At 66.1% G+C, this 16,971-nt stretch carries 12 protein-coding genes and 1 riboswitch; of the genes, 4 read left to right on the top strand and 8 right to left on the bottom strand.

Annotated elements, in window-relative coordinates; genetic code table 11:
- Positions 1-121 precede the first annotated feature (121 nt).
- The 7 genes from preA to NA2_RS00030 all read right to left on the bottom strand — a co-directional run bounded on the left by preA (position 122) and on the right by NA2_RS00030 (position 10,623).
- Positions 122-1,432, bottom strand: a complete 1,311-nt coding sequence (preA, locus tag NA2_RS00060; RefSeq protein ID WP_008592811.1) for an NAD-dependent dihydropyrimidine dehydrogenase subunit PreA — start codon at positions 1,430-1,432, stop codon at positions 122-124.
- Positions 1,433-1,444: 12 nt separating this feature from the next.
- Positions 1,445-2,797: an NAD(P)-dependent oxidoreductase gene (locus tag NA2_RS00055; RefSeq protein ID WP_008592809.1), complete on the bottom strand. Its 1,353-nt coding sequence runs from the start codon at positions 2,795-2,797 to the stop codon at positions 1,445-1,447.
- 191 nt (positions 2,798-2,988) lie between these two features.
- Complete coding sequence (locus NA2_RS21210) at positions 2,989-3,984, bottom strand: peptidase inhibitor family I36 protein (protein WP_008592807.1); 996 nt, start codon at positions 3,982-3,984, stop codon at positions 2,989-2,991.
- A gap of 118 nt (positions 3,985-4,102) precedes the next feature.
- The gene (locus NA2_RS00045; protein WP_008592805.1) at positions 4,103-6,631 is read right to left on the bottom strand and encodes a dipeptide ABC transporter ATP-binding protein; all 2,529 of its coding nucleotides are present in this window, start codon (positions 6,629-6,631) and stop codon (positions 4,103-4,105) included.
- A gap of 51 nt (positions 6,632-6,682) precedes the next feature.
- Positions 6,683-7,840 (bottom strand): ABC transporter permease, encoded by a 1,158-nt coding sequence (locus NA2_RS00040; RefSeq protein WP_008592803.1) that lies wholly within the window; start codon positions 7,838-7,840, stop codon positions 6,683-6,685.
- Between the two features lie 10 nt (positions 7,841-7,850).
- Positions 7,851-8,888 (bottom strand): ABC transporter permease, encoded by a 1,038-nt coding sequence (locus NA2_RS00035; RefSeq protein ID WP_192814144.1) that lies wholly within the window; start codon positions 8,886-8,888, stop codon positions 7,851-7,853.
- Between the two features lie 82 nt (positions 8,889-8,970).
- The gene (locus NA2_RS00030) at positions 8,971-10,623 is read right to left on the bottom strand and encodes an ABC transporter substrate-binding protein (protein ID WP_008592799.1); all 1,653 of its coding nucleotides are present in this window, start codon (positions 10,621-10,623) and stop codon (positions 8,971-8,973) included.
- A 278-nt stretch (positions 10,624-10,901) separates the two neighbouring features.
- Positions 10,902-11,109: riboswitch (cobalamin riboswitch) on the top strand.
- 134 nt (positions 11,110-11,243) lie between these two features.
- Between NA2_RS00030 and NA2_RS00025 the strand changes: the two genes are divergently transcribed.
- The 4 genes from NA2_RS00025 (at position 11,244) to NA2_RS00010 (ending at position 15,764) form a co-directional block, all read left to right on the top strand.
- Positions 11,244-13,118: a TonB-dependent receptor plug domain-containing protein gene (locus NA2_RS00025; RefSeq protein WP_051011476.1), complete on the top strand. Its 1,875-nt coding sequence runs from the start codon at positions 11,244-11,246 to the stop codon at positions 13,116-13,118.
- Between the two features lie 101 nt (positions 13,119-13,219).
- The gene (locus tag NA2_RS00020) at positions 13,220-13,993 is read left to right on the top strand and encodes an ABC transporter substrate-binding protein (protein WP_244423557.1); all 774 of its coding nucleotides are present in this window, start codon (positions 13,220-13,222) and stop codon (positions 13,991-13,993) included.
- On the top strand, positions 13,990-14,979 hold the full coding sequence (locus NA2_RS00015; RefSeq protein ID WP_008592793.1) for a FecCD family ABC transporter permease: 990 nt from the start codon (positions 13,990-13,992) through the stop codon (positions 14,977-14,979). The genes NA2_RS00020 and NA2_RS00015 overlap by 4 nt, the downstream gene beginning before the upstream one ends.
- Positions 14,979-15,764: an ABC transporter ATP-binding protein gene (locus NA2_RS00010; protein WP_008592792.1), complete on the top strand. Its 786-nt coding sequence runs from the start codon at positions 14,979-14,981 to the stop codon at positions 15,762-15,764. Before NA2_RS00015 ends, NA2_RS00010 begins: the two co-directional genes overlap by 1 nt.
- A 53-nt stretch (positions 15,765-15,817) precedes the next feature.
- Here NA2_RS00010 and NA2_RS00005 read toward each other — a convergent pair.
- On the bottom strand, positions 15,818-16,971 hold a 1,154-nt coding region (locus tag NA2_RS00005), incomplete at its 5' end, for a S8 family serine peptidase (RefSeq protein ID WP_008592791.1).

Genomic DNA, 16,971 nt, shown 5'->3' with positions numbered 1-16,971 from the left:
GCCGATCCCTCGCTTCGGCGCATCAGGTCAGGACAGGTGACCGCTTCAACCGAGCGACAAGCTGCCCTGACCCGCCGGTCCAAGCCCAGGACCGTTCTGCGCGCCGAACGGACCGCCGCCGCTACTTTGCTGCCGCCGCCATCGGGTTGTTCGGATGCGTCGTCCAGTTGGCGTAGTCCGCGGAGACGGTCGCGCCGGTGCGCTTGTCCAGCGTTCCCGCAGCCAGCGGCACCATGTCGATGCAGCCATCGACCGGGCAGACATTGACGCAGAGGTTGCAGCCCACGCATTCCTCTTCCATCACCTCGAAATGCCGCTTGCCGTCGACCATCGCGGTGATCGCTTGATGCGAGGTGTCCTCGCAGGCGATGTGGCAGCGCCCGCATTTGATGCACATGTCCTGGTCGATGCGCGCCTTGGCCACATAGTTCAGATTGAGATGCTGCCATTCCCTGAGATTCGGTGCCGCGCGGCCGATCACGTCGTCGAGCGACGCATGGCCCTTCGCGTCCATCCAGTTCTGCAATCCCTCGATCATCTCCTGCACCACCTTGAACCCGTAGGTCATGGCCGCCGTGCAGACCTGCAGATTGCCGGCGCCGAGCGCCAGGAACTCGGCCGCATCGCGCCATGTGGTGATGCCGCCGATGCCTGAAATCGGCAGGCCCGCCGTCTCCGGGTCGCGGGCGATCTCGGACACCATGTGCAGCGCGATGGGCTTCACCGCCGGCCCGCAGAACCCGCCATGCGACCCCTTGCCGTCAATGGTCGGCTCCGGCGCGAACGTGTCCAGATTGACGCCGGTGATCGAGTTGATCGTGTTGATCAGCGACACCGCATCGCTGCCGGCCCGGTGCGCCGCGCGCGCCGGTTGGCGGATGTCGGTGATGTTCGGCGTCAGCTTGGTGATGACGGGCATGCGCGTCGTCTGCTTGCACCAGCGCACCACCATCTCGACATAGTCCGGCACCTGGCCGACCGCCGATCCCATGCCGCGCTCGCTCATACCGTGCGGACAACCGAAATTGAGCTCGACCCCGTCGGCGCCTGTCTCCTCGACCAGCGGCAGGATCGCCTTCCATGCCTGCTCCTCGCAGGGCACCATCAGCGACACGACCAGCGCCCGGTCGGGCCAGTTCTTCTTCACCTGCTTGATCTCGCGCAGGTTGAGATGCAAGTCGCGGTCGGTGATCAGTTCGATGTTGTTGAGGCCGAGCAGTCGCCGGTCGGCGCCCCAGATCGCCCCGTAGCGCGGCCCGTTGACATTGACCACCGGCGGGCCGTCCTCGCCGAGCGTCTTCCAGACCACGCCGCCCCAGCCGGCCTTGTAGGCGCGCTCGACATTATAGGCCTTGTCGGTCGGCGGCGCCGAGGCGAGCCAGAAGGGATTGGGTGACTTGATGCCGGCGAAAACACTGCGGATATCTGCCATGGGTCCTGCTCCTCAGCCCGCCAGCGCGCGGTGAATGCTCTCGGCGCCGTCCCGCCCCTGCGCGACGGCCGAAACCGTAAGGTCATCGCCGCCCGCGATACAGTCGCCACCTGCCCACACCTTGGGCATCGACGTGCGCCCCTCGCCATCCACCTGGATGCGGCCGCCGGTCAGAGCGACCGCAGCGCCGCTGCCGTTCAGCCCAGCCGCATCAAAACTCTGCCCGATGGCCTTGAACACCTGATCCGCCTTCAGCGTCAGCGTCTCACCGGTGCCCGCCAGACGGCCGTTCGACAGCACCGTGTATTCAAGCTCGATACCGGTCACCCTGCCGTTCTCGGCGATGACCCGCTTCGGCTGCAGCCAGTGGCGGATGGCGACGCCCTTCGATGCCGCGAGATCCTGCTCGAATTGCGAGGCGTTCATCTGCTCCTGTCCGCGGCGGTAGCAGATGGTCACCTCCTCCGCTCCGAGCAGTCTCGCCTGCACGGCGGCGTCGATGGCCGTCATGCCCCCGCCGATCACCACCACGCGGCGCCCGATGGGCAGGCGTCCGAGATCGTCCGCCTGCCGCAGCATGGCGATGTAGTCGACCGCATTCTCGACCCCGTCGACATCCTCGCCTTCGGCCCTGAGGGCGTTGACCCCCGCCAGCCCCATGCCGAGGAAGACGGCGTCATGCGCCCGCGCCAGTTCCGCGAGCGCGATGTCGCGGCCGAGCGCCTTGCCGCGCTCGATGGTGATGCCGCCGATGGCGGTCACATAGTAGACCTCGGCCTGGGCGAAACCGTCGGGTGTCTTGTAGGCGGCGATGCCGAACTCGTTCAGCCCGCCGGATTTCTCACGCGCCTCGTAGATGGTTACGGCGTGGCCATGCATCGCGAGCCTGTGCGCGCAGGCAAGGCCGGCCGGCCCTGCACCGACGATCGCCACCGTCTTTCCGCTCGCCGCGCCGCGCTGGTAGAACTGCCGCTGCGCCTGCATCGCGGCATCGGTAGCGAAACGCTGCAGCCGGCCGATCTGCACCGGCTTTCCCTCCGCTTCCTCGCGCACGCACGCCTCTTCGCAGAGCGTTTCCGTCGGGCAGACCCGGGCGCACATGCCGCCCAGGATGTTCTGGTCGAAGATCGTCTTGGCCGAACCCAGCGCATTCCCCGTCGCGATCTGCCGGATGAACATCGGGATGTCGATCGATGTCGGACAGGCCGTCATGCACGGCGCGTCGTAGCAGAAATAGCAACGATCCGCTTCCACCCGGGCCTCATGGCCATCGAGCGGCGGATGCAGGTCTGCAAAGTTCTTCTCGTAATCCTCGCCAGGGAGGCGGCCGGCGGCGATGCCGTCCGCATAGAGACCATCAGCCATTCCGTATTCCCCTTGTTATTGCGGGGAAGGCTAGCGCAGAATTATTTTTTTATCAATCGGTCAAATTTTTTCCGAACGAAATCTTGAAACAATAACATGATGTTAGAACTCATGTATTTTGAATCCCACGCAGAATGCAAACGCCGGGCCCTGAAAGGCCCGGCGTTGCCACGGATTGCGCGCTCCGCGTCTCAGTAAACTTCGATCGCGGTGATCTGATCGTTGTAATGCTGGGGGAACCGTCGAATGTCGCGCCGCACGGTCTGGCACCAGCCGCCGAAATTCTCGTGTTCGCAGACCCGTGCCTGGGCGCCGCCCTCGAGGCGGATCGACGAGATACGGTCGTTCCACTGCTGCGGCAGTCGGGCGGTGCCCTCCCCCCGATCGAAGCAGATTCTGGCGCCCTGGAAATCGGCATGCTCGTAGAAGCAGGCGCGGCTGAAGCTCTCGCCGCCACCCCAATCCCCACCGCCACCGCCGCTGCCGGCGCTCAGCACCCGGTAGGACGAGATGGCGTCGTTGCGCCGGCCGCGGAACTCACGCACGTCGTCGCGCAGCGTTTCGCACCAGCCGCCGAAATTCTCGTGCTCGCAGACCTGCACGGAGGCGCGGCGTCCGACACGGATCGACGAGATGCGATCGTTCCAGAACTGGCTCACCAGCCGGGTGCCGTCGCCGATCCCGGCGCAGAAGCTTTCTCCGCGGAAGTTCGCGTGTTCGTAGAAACAGACCTCGCGCGACCCCGGTCCGCGCCGCCCGCCATCGTAATCATCGCGTCCCCCGTCATAACCGGGACGGTCTCGCCCACGATCCCGGTCGCGCTCGGCCAGTTCGTTCAGCACGAAATTGAACAGTTCCAGGCCGAGGATCGCGCCCATGTCGGAGATAGGCCGGTCATCGTAGTTCGGCCGCGTGTCGCGCAGATAGCGCGCTGCCACCCAACCCGCCCGTGCGGCGTAGTTGATCTCGCACCATTCATAACCGTTCGTGCAGCGCAGAACGGAAACCCGCGCCCCCCGCGGAACCAGCAGCACCGGCCGGTACCGGGTTCCCGGCCCCTGCCGCATGTTGAGGTCGGTCGTCGCGACAGCCTGTACTTCCCTGGCCTTGGCCGGCAGGCCCAACAGGCCTGTCATGCCGATCGCCAGAAACACCAGAAGCGACAGCCTTACGGAATTCGAGCGCATTTGGTTCTCCTGTTTTGCGCAGATTGGCAAAGCCAAGATGGCGCAAAAATGACCAATGCTCCATTAAAAGGCCGACGACCGACGTTTGGACGGGCCGCATGGGGCCGGCCCGCACCGTTCAGCGCGGCTTCCTGCCGAAAACCTTGACGTATTCGGCCACACCGCCCTTCGCCAGCGCCTTGGCCTGGCGCACCCAGTCCTCGCGCTCGATCCGGCCCTTGAAGTTCAGATGCGCGTCGACCCAGGCACGCTCTGCCTTCTTCCAGCCGGCGATCTGCGCATAGGTGTAGATGCCGAGCCCGTTCAGCGTCGTCTCCAGCTTCGGGCCAACGCCGGAGATGAGCTTGAGATCGTCGGGCGTCTTCGGTTTGCGCATGCCAGCGGGCCGGCCGGCCTCGCCCGCCTTCGCCGCCTTTCCGGCGGTGGGCGCCGAGACCAGGCTTGCAGCCGCCGAACCGCGCTTCACCGCGCCCCGTCCTGCCGTGCCGGCGCGCTTGCCGCCGGTCCTTGCCTTCGCTGCATCCGCCTTGCCGGGCTTCTTCCGCGCGTCGAAGCTGATGACGGGCTCCATCGCCGCCAGCGCCGCATCGTCCAGCCAGCACAGGCTGTAGTGCCCCTCGCCCAGATCCTTGAGCGGCGGCACCTCGCGCTCGCACTTGCCGCCGGGCACCCGGTCCTTGTAGCCGCAGCGGGTCTGGAACGGACAGCCGGACGGCGGGTTCATCGCCGAGGGGATGTCGCCCTCCAGAACGATGTGCTTCTTGCGCACCGAGGTGTCGGCGATCGGGATCGCCGAGAGAAGCGCCTCCGTATAGGGGTGATAGGGCGGCGCAAAAATCTGGTCCGTCGTTCCCTGCTCGACGATATGGCCGAGATACATCACCACCACCCGGTCGGCCAGGTAGCGCACCACCGACAGATCGTGGCTGATGAACAGCATCGTCGTCTTGTTCTTGCGCTGGATGTCCATCAGGAGTTCGGTGACGGCCGCCTGCACGGAGACGTCAAGCGCCGACACCGGCTCGTCCGCCACCACCACCTTGGCGTTGCCGGCGAACGCGCGCGCCACGCCGATGCGCTGCTTCTGCCCGCCCGAAAGCTGGCGCGGCATGCGGTTTGCGAAGGCGCGCGGCAGCTTCACCAGGTCGAGCAGTTCCAGCATGCGGTCCTTGCGCTCGGCAAGCGTCCGGCCGACCTTGAACTTCTCCAGCGTGCGGATGATCTGCGAGCCCACCGAATGGCTTGGATTGAGCGTGTCGAACGGGTTCTGGAACACCATCTGGATACCCGCGACGGTATCGGTCGCCCGCTCCTCCACCGGCGTCGCCTCGATGTGCTCGTTGGCGAGGGTCACCTCGCCCTCGGTCGCCGTCTCGAGCCCGAGCAGCACCTTCGCCAGCGTCGACTTTCCGCAGCCCGATTCACCGACGATCGCCACCGTCTCGGATTCGCGCGCCTCGAAGCTGACATCCTCGTTGGCCTTGACCGTCCGCACGTCGCCGCCGCCGAACACCGAGCCCGCGGCCACCTCGTAGTATTTCTTCAGATTGTCGATGCGCAGCATCGGCCCGCCCGGCTTGACCGGCTCGCGTTCATCGAGCGCGCCTTCCGGCAGCGCCTGCCAGTCGATCTCGTCGAAGCGCACGCAGCGCGAGAAATGCCGCTGATGCCCCGACACCTCGAGCATCGGGATCTCCGCCACGTCGCAGACGCCCGCCTTGAAATGCTGACAGCGCGGGCCGAAATTGCAGCCTTCCGGCCGCTCGTGCGGCAGGGGCAGCTGCCCGGGAATGGCGATCAGCGGGCGCGCGTTCTTGTCGGCACCGGGCAGCGGGATGGAGCGGAACAGCCCTTGCGTATAGGGATGCCGCATGCGGTCGAACACGTCTTCGATACGGCCCGTCTCCACCGCTTCGCCCGAATACATCACCGTGATGCGGTCGCAGGTCTCCAGGATCAGGCCGAGATTGTGCGACACGAAGATCATCGACGTGCCGAACTCCTTGCCGAGCCCCTTGACCAGTTCGACGATGCCCGCCTCGACCGTCACGTCGAGCGCCGTGGTCGGCTCGTCGAGCAGCAGCAGTGCCGGCTTGGACAGGAGCGCCATGGCGATGACGATGCGCTGCTGCTGGCCGCCGGAAAGCTGGTGCGGGAAGGAGCGCATGATCCGCTCGGGATCGGGCAGCCGCACCGCGCCGACCATCTCCACCGCCCGCTTCCAGGCTTCCTCCTTCGACACCTTGTCGTGGATCAGCGGCACTTCCATGAGCTGCCGGCCGATCTTCATCGCCGGGTTCAGGCTCGCCATCGGCTCCTGGTAGATCATCGCGATCTCGTTGCCGCGGATGCGCCTGAGCTCTTCCTCGCTCATCTCGGCCATGTCGCGACCCTTGAACTTGATCCGGCCGCCGACGATCTGGCCGACATTCGACAGGTCGCGCATGATGCCGAGCGAGACCGTCGACTTGCCACAGCCCGATTCGCCGACAATGCCCATCGCCTCGCCGGGCATGACCTGACAGGAAAAGTCCATCACGGCCGGAATTTCGCCCGCCCGCGTGAAGAAGGAGATGGACAGGTTCTCGATCTCGAGAATGGGCGCGCCGGCCTTCTGGCTGCGCGTGATGCTGATGGCTTCGTTCATGGCGTCGCTCTCAGTTTATTCCCTTCGGTGGCGCGGCACGGCGGCCCTGCCCTAATCCTTCAACGATTGCTCGCGCAGTGCGTCCGCCAGGAGGTTCAGCCCCAGCACGAACGACATCAGCGCAAAGACCGGCGGCAGCGCCGGATGGACGCTGGCTCTGAGCAGCCGGCTCGATTCCTTGATGCCGGTTCCCCAGTCGGGGCTCTCCGGCGCCAGCCCGAGGCCGAAATAGCCGAGCGTGCCGAGCAGGATGGTCGTGTAGCCGATGCGTAGACACACATCGACGATCAGCGGCCCGCGCGCGTTCGGCAGCACTTCCCACAGCATGATGTACCAGGGGTTCTCGCCGCGCGTCTGCGCCGCCGCCACATAGTCGCGCGTCTTGATGTCCATCACCAGCCCGCGCACGATGCGGAACACGCCCGGGCTCGAAGCGAACACCACCGCCACGAAGATGTTGAGCTGGTTCGAGCTGATCGAGATAATGCCGAGCGGGTCGGCGTCGAACACCAGCCCCGCATAGACCCAGCCGCCGATGACCAGCGTCAGCGCGAGCTGTATGGCCAGAAGCTCCGGCCGGCCGCGGAAGCGCGTGTAGAACAGCAGCGAGAAGAAGACGATCGGAAAGATGAAGAAGAACCCGGCCATCCATTGCGGGATCGGCGTCTCGCGAATGCCCGGCGTCACCAGGAGGTAGAACAGCAGGATTACCGGGAAGGCCAGCACCAGATTGGCGAGGAACGACAGGATGCTGTCCACCCGCCCGCCGTAATAGCCGGCCGGCAGGCCCAGCGTCGTTCCGACCATCAGCGCGAACAGCGTCGCCGCCGGCGCGATGATCAGCACGATCTGGCTGCCATAGACCATGCGCGAGAAGACGTCGCGCGCCAGCCGGTCGCCGCCGAACAGGAACGCCTGGCCGCTGCCGGGTTCGATGGCGCCGGGCAGAATGCTCTTCATCACCGGGAACTGCGCCAGCGGATCGAAGGGCGCGACGGTGCCGGCGAAGATCGCCGTGAACAGCCAGAACAGGCAGATCATCACGCCGGCGACGCCGACGCCCGTGTCGAACAGCTGCCCGTACAGGCCGAGACTCTTCTTGAACCGGAGGCTGAGCACCAGAATGATCGCCAGGGCGGTCCAGACCGGCCAGAACCGCGCCAGTGCGCCGAGGATGATGCCGAAAGCGCCGATATACTCGATGTCCATCGCCTGTCCCCTACTGCACGCGAATGCGCGGATTGAGATAGGCATAGCCGACGTCCGATATGAGCTGCGTCGACAGCACCACGAACACCGATACGAGCGAACAGCCGAGCAGGAGGTCGATGTCGTTGTTGCTCGCCGCCTCCACCAGCGTGAAGCCGAAGCCCTGATAGCGGAACATCACCTCGACGATGACGACACCGGTCAGAAGCCAGGGAAACTGCAGCATGATGACCGTGAACGGCGCGATCAGCGCGTTGCGCAGCGCGTGCTTGACCACCACCGCGCCGAAGCCGAGGCCCTTCAGCCGCGCCGTGCGGATATACTGCTGCGTCATCACCTCGACCATCGAGGCGCGCGTCATGCGGGCGATGTAGCCGATCCCGTACACGGCCATGGTCATCACCGGCAGGGTGAAATTGTAGAAGCTGATGCCCTCGCGCGTCGCCGTCGCCGCCGAGCCGTTCAGCCAGCCGAGCCAGGAGGCGAAGATCACCGCGAAAATGACGCCGGAGACATATTCCGGCGTCGCCGTGGTGGCGATCGAGGCCACCGACAGGGTGCGGTCGGTTCGGCTCCCCTCGCGCATGCCTGCCAGCACGCCAATCAGGAGCGACACCGGCACCATCACCACCATCACCCAGAACATCAGGATGCCCGTCGCCCCCAGCGCCGGGAACAGTTTCTTCGCCACGGGCACCTTGAACTTGGTCGAGCAGCCGAAATCGCCCTGGAGGATGCCCGAATAGCGCGCTTCCGCAGGTTCGTCGCAATAGGCGAAACGCGGCACGGACGCGCCCGTCTGCGGATCGATGTTCGGCTGTTTCTGCACGACGCCCAGCCACTGGCCGTAGCGAACGAAGAAGTTCTGCCGGTAGCCGTTCTTCTGCAGCCAGCTTTCGAGATCCTCCTGGGAGGAGCGCATGTCGAGCTGGCTGATGGCCAGCTTCTTCAGGTTCGGCTCCAGATTGACCAGGAAGAAGACGACCAGCGTCAGACACAGCATGGTCAGCGCCATGACGCCGAGACGCCTTGAAACGAAGCTTAACACGGTTTCCCCTTCCTCCTGTGTCGGAGGTTGTTATTGGCTGCCTGCGCAAAAGGGGCCCGGAGGGCCCCTTCTTATGTTCGGATCAGGCTTCGTCCAGCCAGACCTTATCGAGATCGATCTCGAAGGTCTGGTGCATGCCGTGGTTCTTCACGGCCGGAACCGAATGATTGTAGAGCTTGCGCCAGTATGGCTGGATGATGATGCCCGCGTCCTGGATGTGCTGCTCGATGTCCTTCATCACGCCGCGGCGCTCGTCCGGATCCGGGATCGCCAGGGCCTGTTCGATCTTGGCGTCGAGGTCGGGGTTGGAATAGGCGGATTCGTTCCACGCCTCGCCCGTCCGGTAGGCGAGCGCCACCACCTGGATGCCGAGCGGCCGCATGTTCCAGTTCGTCATCGAGAAGGGATACTTCGTCCAGTCGTTCCAGAAGGTCGAGCCCGGCAGCACGGTGCGCTTCACCTTCAGCCCCGCCTCGCGCATCTGCGCGGCGATGGCGTCGCCCGTGTTCTTGTGCCAGTCCTCGTCGACCGAGATCAGCTCGTGCTCGAAGTCCAGCTGGCCGGCCTCCTCCATCATCGCCTTGGCCTTCTCCGTGTCGCGGGCGATCTTCGGCAGCTCGGCATATTCGGGATGGATCGGGCAGACATGGTGGTTTTCCGCCACGTCGCCGGCATTGTCGTAGCCGAGCGCCAGCACCGTCGCGTTGTCGACGGCAAGCTGCATCGCCTGGCGCACCTTCTGGTCGTCATACGGCTTGTTGTTGACGTTGGTGCGCGCGACGATGGTCGTCGCCGTGGTCACCTCGGACTTGACCAGGTCGAGGCTGTCGAGAATGTCGATGAAGTCGGCCGTCGTCTCGTAATTGGCGTGAATCTCGCCCGACTCGAAGGCGCTGACGGTGGCCGAGGGATCGGTGCCGTAGTCGATGAACTCGATGCCGTCGAGATAGGCCTCGCCGCCCCACCACTTGCCGTCCTCGCGCTTCTTCAGGACCACCCGGTCGCCGACCGCGTAGGACACCAGCTCGAACGGCCCGGTGCCGATCGGGTTGGAGACGAAGTCGCGGCCCGTCTCGTCGAAGGTCGGGTGCACGATCAGGGCCGGGTAATCGGCCAGGCCCGGAATGATGGAGATGTCGGGGCTGCTCAGCTTCAGCTTGATCGTATAGTCATCGACCCGCTCCACCGCGCCCTCGCGCACCTTCTTGGTCTCGGCGTCGACGATCGACGCCAGGCGGCTCGGCATCGAATTGCCTTCCGCCGTCTGGTCGCACCAGCGGTTGATGTTGTAGATCACGTCGTCGGCGCCGAACGGGTCGCCATTGTTCCAGGTGACGCCCTGGCGCACCTTCAGCACATATTCGGTCGCGTCTTCATTGACCTCCCAGCCTTCGAGCAGCCGGCCCTCGAAGGTAAACTCGCGCGTGTACTTGACCAGAGGCTCCAGCGTCTGGCGCATCGCGTTGGCGATCTCCGACCAGTCGGCGGTGCGCGGGTCCTTGTTGTCCTTGACGAACATGGCGATCTTGATCACGCCGCCCTTCTTGGGCTCCTGCGCCAGGGCGGGCGTCGGCGCGGCGAGGCCAAGCATGCCGTATGCTGCTGCGGTGGAAGCGCCGAAGGCGCTCGCCAGGGCGAGAAATTCGCGGCGGTCCATCCTTCCGGCCCGCGCCTCGGTCGCCAGCGCCTCGATACGGCCCGGCACCTTGTCGCCATTGCTCTTGAAAAACGTCATCGACGCACTCCCATTGTTCCCGTTAACGGTTCTTTTTTAGCATTTCGCATCCGGACCCCATTGTCAAAAAAACGCAGGAACACCCGGAACTGTAAGAGTTTGCTCCGTTCTGGCGCCATCCGATGACGGATTTGCGACAGGACTGACGCAAAAATGATACCGGAAGCCGATTCTGCAACAGCCGGATGCCGTCCCTCCTGACAGTTGATGACTCCGGGAGGCCTTCTCCGATGCCACGTCATCGCCGATTGACGCTCCGGGACCGCCTTGCTAAGCCGGGATCACGCTTGAGGTGCTCCATCGGTGCCGTGCATCGCACCGGGAGAAAAGGGAATGCGGAACGGCGCCGACAGAACGCCCGAGCCGCAGCTGCCCCCGCAACTGTGAGCGCTGAGGTTCCCCGATTGCCACTGGGCCGCAGGCCTGGGAAGGCGGGGAAACCGTTGAAGCGTCAGCCAGGAAACCTGCCTCGAGCCGTCACCTTCCGGATGCGGGACGCTTCCGGAGCTGTGCTTCTCGCAGCGGTGACGTGCCGTCATCGCTGGCGGAAGGCGACCGGGCGCGAGCGCTTTGCCCCTCCAGCAGCAGTTGAACCTTTCTCGCTTCCTGGAGGAGCACGAATGCATTCTCGAACACCCTTGTTGCCCACCTTCATCGGCGCCGCCGTTGCGCTGAATGCCGGCATCCTGCCCGTTCTGGCGCAAAGCACGGTGCTCGACACCATCGTCGTCACCCCCAATCGAACGCCGACCGAAAGCAGCAAGGTCGGGTCCAGCGTTACGCTTGTCGAGCGCCAAGGGATCGAAGCGCAGGCGCTTCCCCTCATTGTCGAATATCTCGATCTGCTTCCCGGCGTCTCGATATCGTCGCCCGGCGGCGTTGGCGCCGAGGGCAGCCTGTCGGTGCGCGGCGCGCCGCGCCGCTACGTCAAGACGCTCTACAACGGCATCGACATTGCGGACCCGACCAACACGCAGGTGCAGACCTCCTATCAGTATCTGCTGACCGGCGGGATCGAGAGCATCGAACTGCTGAAGGGCTCGCAGAGCACGCTCTACGGTTCCGACGCCATCGCCGGCGTCATCAGCCTGTCGACGCTGGGCGACATCGACCCCGGCGTCACCCACATCGTCCATGGCGAAGGCGGATCCTTCGGCACGTTCGGCGGTGGCTACGGCCTCAGGGCGGCGAGCGAGCGATCGAAGCTGGCGCTCAACCTGAGCGGTTTCCGCACCGACGGCATTTCGGCCGCCGCCTCGGGGAGCGAGCGGGACGGCTACGAGAACGTCACCTTCGACATCAATGGCGAGCACGCCTTCTCGGATGTCTTCTCCGTCTTCGGCTCGGCGCTCTACATCGACGCGGAAGCGGAGTTCGACAACGACAGCTACTTCTTCCCGGTCGGGGTTTTCAATCCACCAACCGACAATCTGACGGCCACCAATCTCAGCAAGCAACTGGCCGGACGGGCCGGCTTCAACCTCGCGCTGCTCGACGGACGCTTCCGGAATACGTTTTCAGTGCAGACTTTCGATCTGACGCGTTCGATTGCCGGAACGATCTTTGATGGAACCTATCAGGGCAGGCGCTACAAGATTGACTACCAAGGCGCCTACGATGCCGCCGACTGGTTGACGATCCAGGCTGGTGCCGACTACGAGAAGCAGAAGGCCCTGTTCCCCGAGGGCGCCTTCAACCCCGAGATCAACGCCGACTTCAATATCGCCGGTTTCTGGGGCGAAGCCATTGCAACCCCGGTCGAAAACCTGACGCTAACCGCCGGCATTCGCCACGATGAACACAGCGAGTTCGGTGGCCACACCACCTATCGCGCGACCGGTTCCTATCTCTTCGTCGATACCCACACGCGGTTCCACGCCTCGCTCGGCACTGGATTCCGAGCGCCAAGCCTCAACGAACTGTTCGGCCCGTTCGGAGCGGATCCAAACCTGACGCCCGAAACCAGCTTCGGCTTCGACGCCGGGATCGAACAACGCCTCCTAGCCGGACGCCTCGTGGCTGATGTTACCTATTTCCAGATGAAGATCGATGATCTGATCACCTATTCGGGCGGCTACACCCAGCTTCCGGGCACCACGCGCCAGCGCGGTGTCGAGACATCAATCACCTATGCCGTGAACGATTGGCTGGAAGTCGGCGGCGCATACACCTACACAAGCTCCTTGGACCAGAATGGCGACCGCCTGACCCGCATTCCGCGCCACACCATAGCGCTGCGGGCCAGCGCGCGCCCAGCCGAAAAGTGGCTGCTATCGGCAAGTGCCAAAGCCAACATCGATACGCTCGACGGCAATGATTTCGAGCTTGACGACTACCTCCTCGTCAACGCCAAGCTCGCCTACAAACCGACGGAGGACACCGAACTGTACGTGCGCGCTGAAAACATCCTCGACCAGGACTATCAGACGGCGCGCGGCTTCAACACGCCGGGCTTCTCGGTGTTCGCCGGCTTCAAGGCGAAGTTCAGGCCATGAGCGGAACGGGCCGGAGACATGGACGATCCTGGCCCGGCCTCATCTTGCTTGCCGGCGCGCTTCTCTGTGGGCCGGCGTCCGCCTCCCCGCCGGCCCGCGTCATGTCGCTCAACGTCTGCACCGACCAGCTCGCCATGACGCTCGCCGCGCCCGGCCAGCTCGTCTCCGTCTCGTTCCTCGCCCGCGAACCCGGCCTTTCGATGCTGCATGAAGAGGCGAAGAACTACGGCGCCAATCGCGGCCTCGCGGAGGAGGTCTTCCTTCAGAAGCCGGACCTTGTCGTCACGGGCACCTACTCGCTGCACAACACCACCGCTCTGCTGCGGCGCCTCAGCTTCGCGGTCGAGGAATTCTCCTTCGTCCAGACGCTCGACACCATACCGGACGAGGTCCGCCGCATGGGCGCGCTGCTGGGGCAGGAAGACAAGGCCCGCGCTATTGCCGACGGTTTCGCGAAGGAACTCGCCGACATCGAGCGCCGGCAATGCGACCGGCGCCCGACCGCCGTCGCCTATGAGCAGAACGGCGTTGCGCTGGGCAGCGAAACGCTTGCCGATTCCGTCATCACCGCTGCGGGCTTCGACAATCTGGCCGCCGATCTCGGCGTCGTCGGGATGTCGCCCTTCCCGGTCGAGCAGATCGTCGCGCGCAGGCCCGATGTCATCATCACGCGCGATCCCGCCGGCGCCCCGACCCTCGGCGCGGAAATCCCCCGTCACCCGGCGATCTCCGCCCTCCCCGACACCCGCGTCGGCGCTTTCGTGCCGGAAGGTTCCTGGTCCTGCGGCGCCCCCGCGGTGATGGAGGCGGTGCGGGCGCTCGTCCGCCTGCGCGAGGAGATCGCCCCCTGTCCCGAACCCGGAGCGCCCCGATGAGGCCCCTCGCGCTGAACGGCGCCCTCGGCGTGCTCGCCCTGTCCCTGTTCGTCCTGTCGCTGCTGGTGGGTCCGGCCGATCTTCGGCTCGGCGAGAGCGTTTCCGGCCTTCTGGCCGGCGGCAGCGAAGCGGCGGGCATCATCATGCGGGAGATCCGCCTGCCGCGCGCCCTCCTCGGCCTCGCCATTGGCTTCTCCCTCGGCCTCGCGGGTGCGGTGCTGCAGGGCTTCCTGCGCAATCCGCTTGCCGAGCCGGGCATTATCGGCGTTTCGGCCACCGCCGCCCTCGGCGCCGTCGCCATCTTCTACTCCGGCCTTGCCGGCACTTCGCTCTATACGCTGCCGGCCGGCGCGTTGGCCGGCGCGTTTGCGGCCGTGCTCATCCTGCTCGCCATCGCGTCCCGCCAGGGCTCCACCCTGACCCTGATCCTCGCCGGGGTGGCGCTCTCCAGCCTGTCGGGCGCCCTCACCTCGCTGGTGCTCAACCTGTCGCCCAATCCCTTCGCCGCCTACGAGATCATCTTCTGGCTGCTCGGTTCGCTGAAGGACCGCTCAATGGAGCACGTCGCGCTCGCCGTGCCGCTGATGGCGCTCGGCTGGCTGCTGATCGCCCTGTCGGGACGCGCCATCGACGCGCTTTCCCTCGGTGAGGACGCGGCGCAAAGCCTCGGCATCCATATGGGGCGGACCCGGTTTCTCATCGTCGCGGGCGTGGCGCTGTCCGTCGGCGCGGCAACGGCGGTGGCCGGCACAATCGGGTTCATCGGCCTCGTCGTCCCGCATCTCCTGCGTCCGCTGACCGACCGCCTGCCGAGCAGCCTCCTCCTGCCCGCGGGTCTCGGCGGCGCGGCCCTGCTTCTCGCAGCCGACAGCGCCGCACGCCTGATCCTGCCGGCGGGCGAACTGAATGTCGGCGTCCTGACGGCCCTGATCGGCGCACCCTTCTTCCTCTGGCTTGTCATGCGCGCGCGCCGGGAGATGCTGTGATGCGGCTCGCGATCGACGACATCGGCGTGGTGCTCGGCGGGCGGCCGGTCGTCAGCGGCGTCTCGCTCGCCATCGAGCCCGGCCGCGTCGTCGGCCTTCTCGGCCCGAACGGCGCCGGCAAGTCGACCCTCATGCGCGCACTCGCCGGCCAGTTGCCGTTCATCGGCAGGATGGCGCTCGGCCCGCAGGATCTGGCGACTGTCGGCACCGCCGAGCGGGCCCGGCTGATCGCCTATCTGCCGCAGACCCGCACCATCGGCTGGCGCCTGAAGGTGCGTGACCTCGTCGCGCTCGGCCGCCTTCCCTGGCGCCCGTTCGGCCGTCCCGCCTCCGCCGGAGATCGCGCAGCGATCGACCGCGCGATGGCGATGATGGATGTGACGGCTCTGGCCGAACGGATCGCGACGGAACTTTCGGGCGGCGAGCAGGCCCGTGTCCTGGCAGCCCGGGCCGTCGCCCAGGAGACGCCGGTGCTCGTCGCCGACGAACCCGCCTCGGGCCTCGACCCCGCCCACCAGATCACCATGATGCAGGCGCTGCGCCGCCTGGCCGATGAAGGCCGTACCGTGCTCGTCTCCCTGCACGACCTGACCCTGGCAGCGCGCTGGTGCGACGAGATCGCAATGTTGATGGACGGTGCTCTCGCGGCGGCCGGTCCACCGGAGACGATCCTGACGGATGCGCGGCTCGCGGACGTCTACGGCGTGACCGCACACCGCGCGCACGACGCGGGCGGCCTCATCCTCGCCCCGGTCGACCTTGTCGGCCGGGATGGGCGTCCATGACGTACGAAGGATGATCCCGGCTGCGGAGTGAGCATCCGACCGGATGCCCCGTTTCAGCGGCGCGCCATCGCCGCTTTCGCATTGATCAGCCCGTCTCCGAAATCATCGTCCCGTCCCGGCGGACCGAGATCGACCGAGGTCTCGGCGAGCAGCGCCGCGAGCGCCAGCGGATCTGTCTCGACGCCGCTGCGCATCAGGTTGGCGATGGCTCCCGAAACGATGGCCGCCGCGAAGGACGTGCCCGTGACGGCATCCATGCCGCCGGGGATGGGCGCCATCACGTTCACGCCGGGTGCCGCCAGATCAACGTAGCGGCCGCGATTGGCCTCGCCCATCAGCGCGTCATGGACATCGGTCGCCGTGACCGCGATCACCCCGTCATAGGCGGCTGGATAGCCGAACGGCGCGCCCGGCCCGTTGTTGCCGACAGCCGCCACCAGCACGATGCCGCGCTCCATGGCGTTGCGGCATGCGGCGGAAAACAGCGGGTTCTCCGGGCCGACGAAGCTCATATTGACGATGTCGGCGCCTTGCTCCGCCGCCCAGTCGAGCGCCGAAAGAAGCACGTCCGTGCTGGAAACCCCGCCTTCGAAGGCCCGTGCGTGCAGGAGCCGCGCCCCGGGCGCCATCCCCCGGAAAGGCCCGTGCCCGACGATCAGGCCGGAGATGGAGGTGCCGTGCGCGCGATCCTTCACCGCCATGTCGGGCAGCGCGTCGAGTTCCGCCGCCACCGCGCCGGCGAGTGCCGGATGCTCCGGATCGAGCGCGGTGTCGATGACGGCGACGCTGACATTCGCGCCGCTCGCCTCCGCCGCGTCGAGCGCGATGCGCTCGAAGGCGTAGCCGACCACGCCGGACGCCTGCTGGAGCTGGAAAACATGGTTCGGCACGCGCGCCGCGAGCCGTCCGTCGCCGGCAAGCTGCGCCAGCACGAAGCCGACCGGCCGGCCGTCGGGAATGCCGAAGCGCACCACCGTGCGGCCGAGAAGATTGGAGACGCGCGCCGAGCGGACCTCGAGGCCGAACTGCTGAGCGACCGCAGCTGCCACGCCGTCCCCGCCGTCGAGCGTCACCAGCACCTCGTCGGGAACGAAGGCGCCGGAGATCGCGCGTGGCGCCGTCGCGGGTCGCGGCGGAACGGCCGACGGCGCGGACTGAGGCGCGCCGCTGCCCGGTCCGCCGGTTGCGGGCTGTCCACCGGCGGGGG

This window comes from Nitratireductor pacificus pht-3B, from assembly GCF_000300335.1.
GTDB lineage: Bacteria > Pseudomonadota > Alphaproteobacteria > Rhizobiales > Rhizobiaceae > Nitratireductor > Nitratireductor pacificus.
Note: the sequence above shows the minus strand (reverse complement) of the source record. Positions and strands in the feature narration are given on the sequence as shown.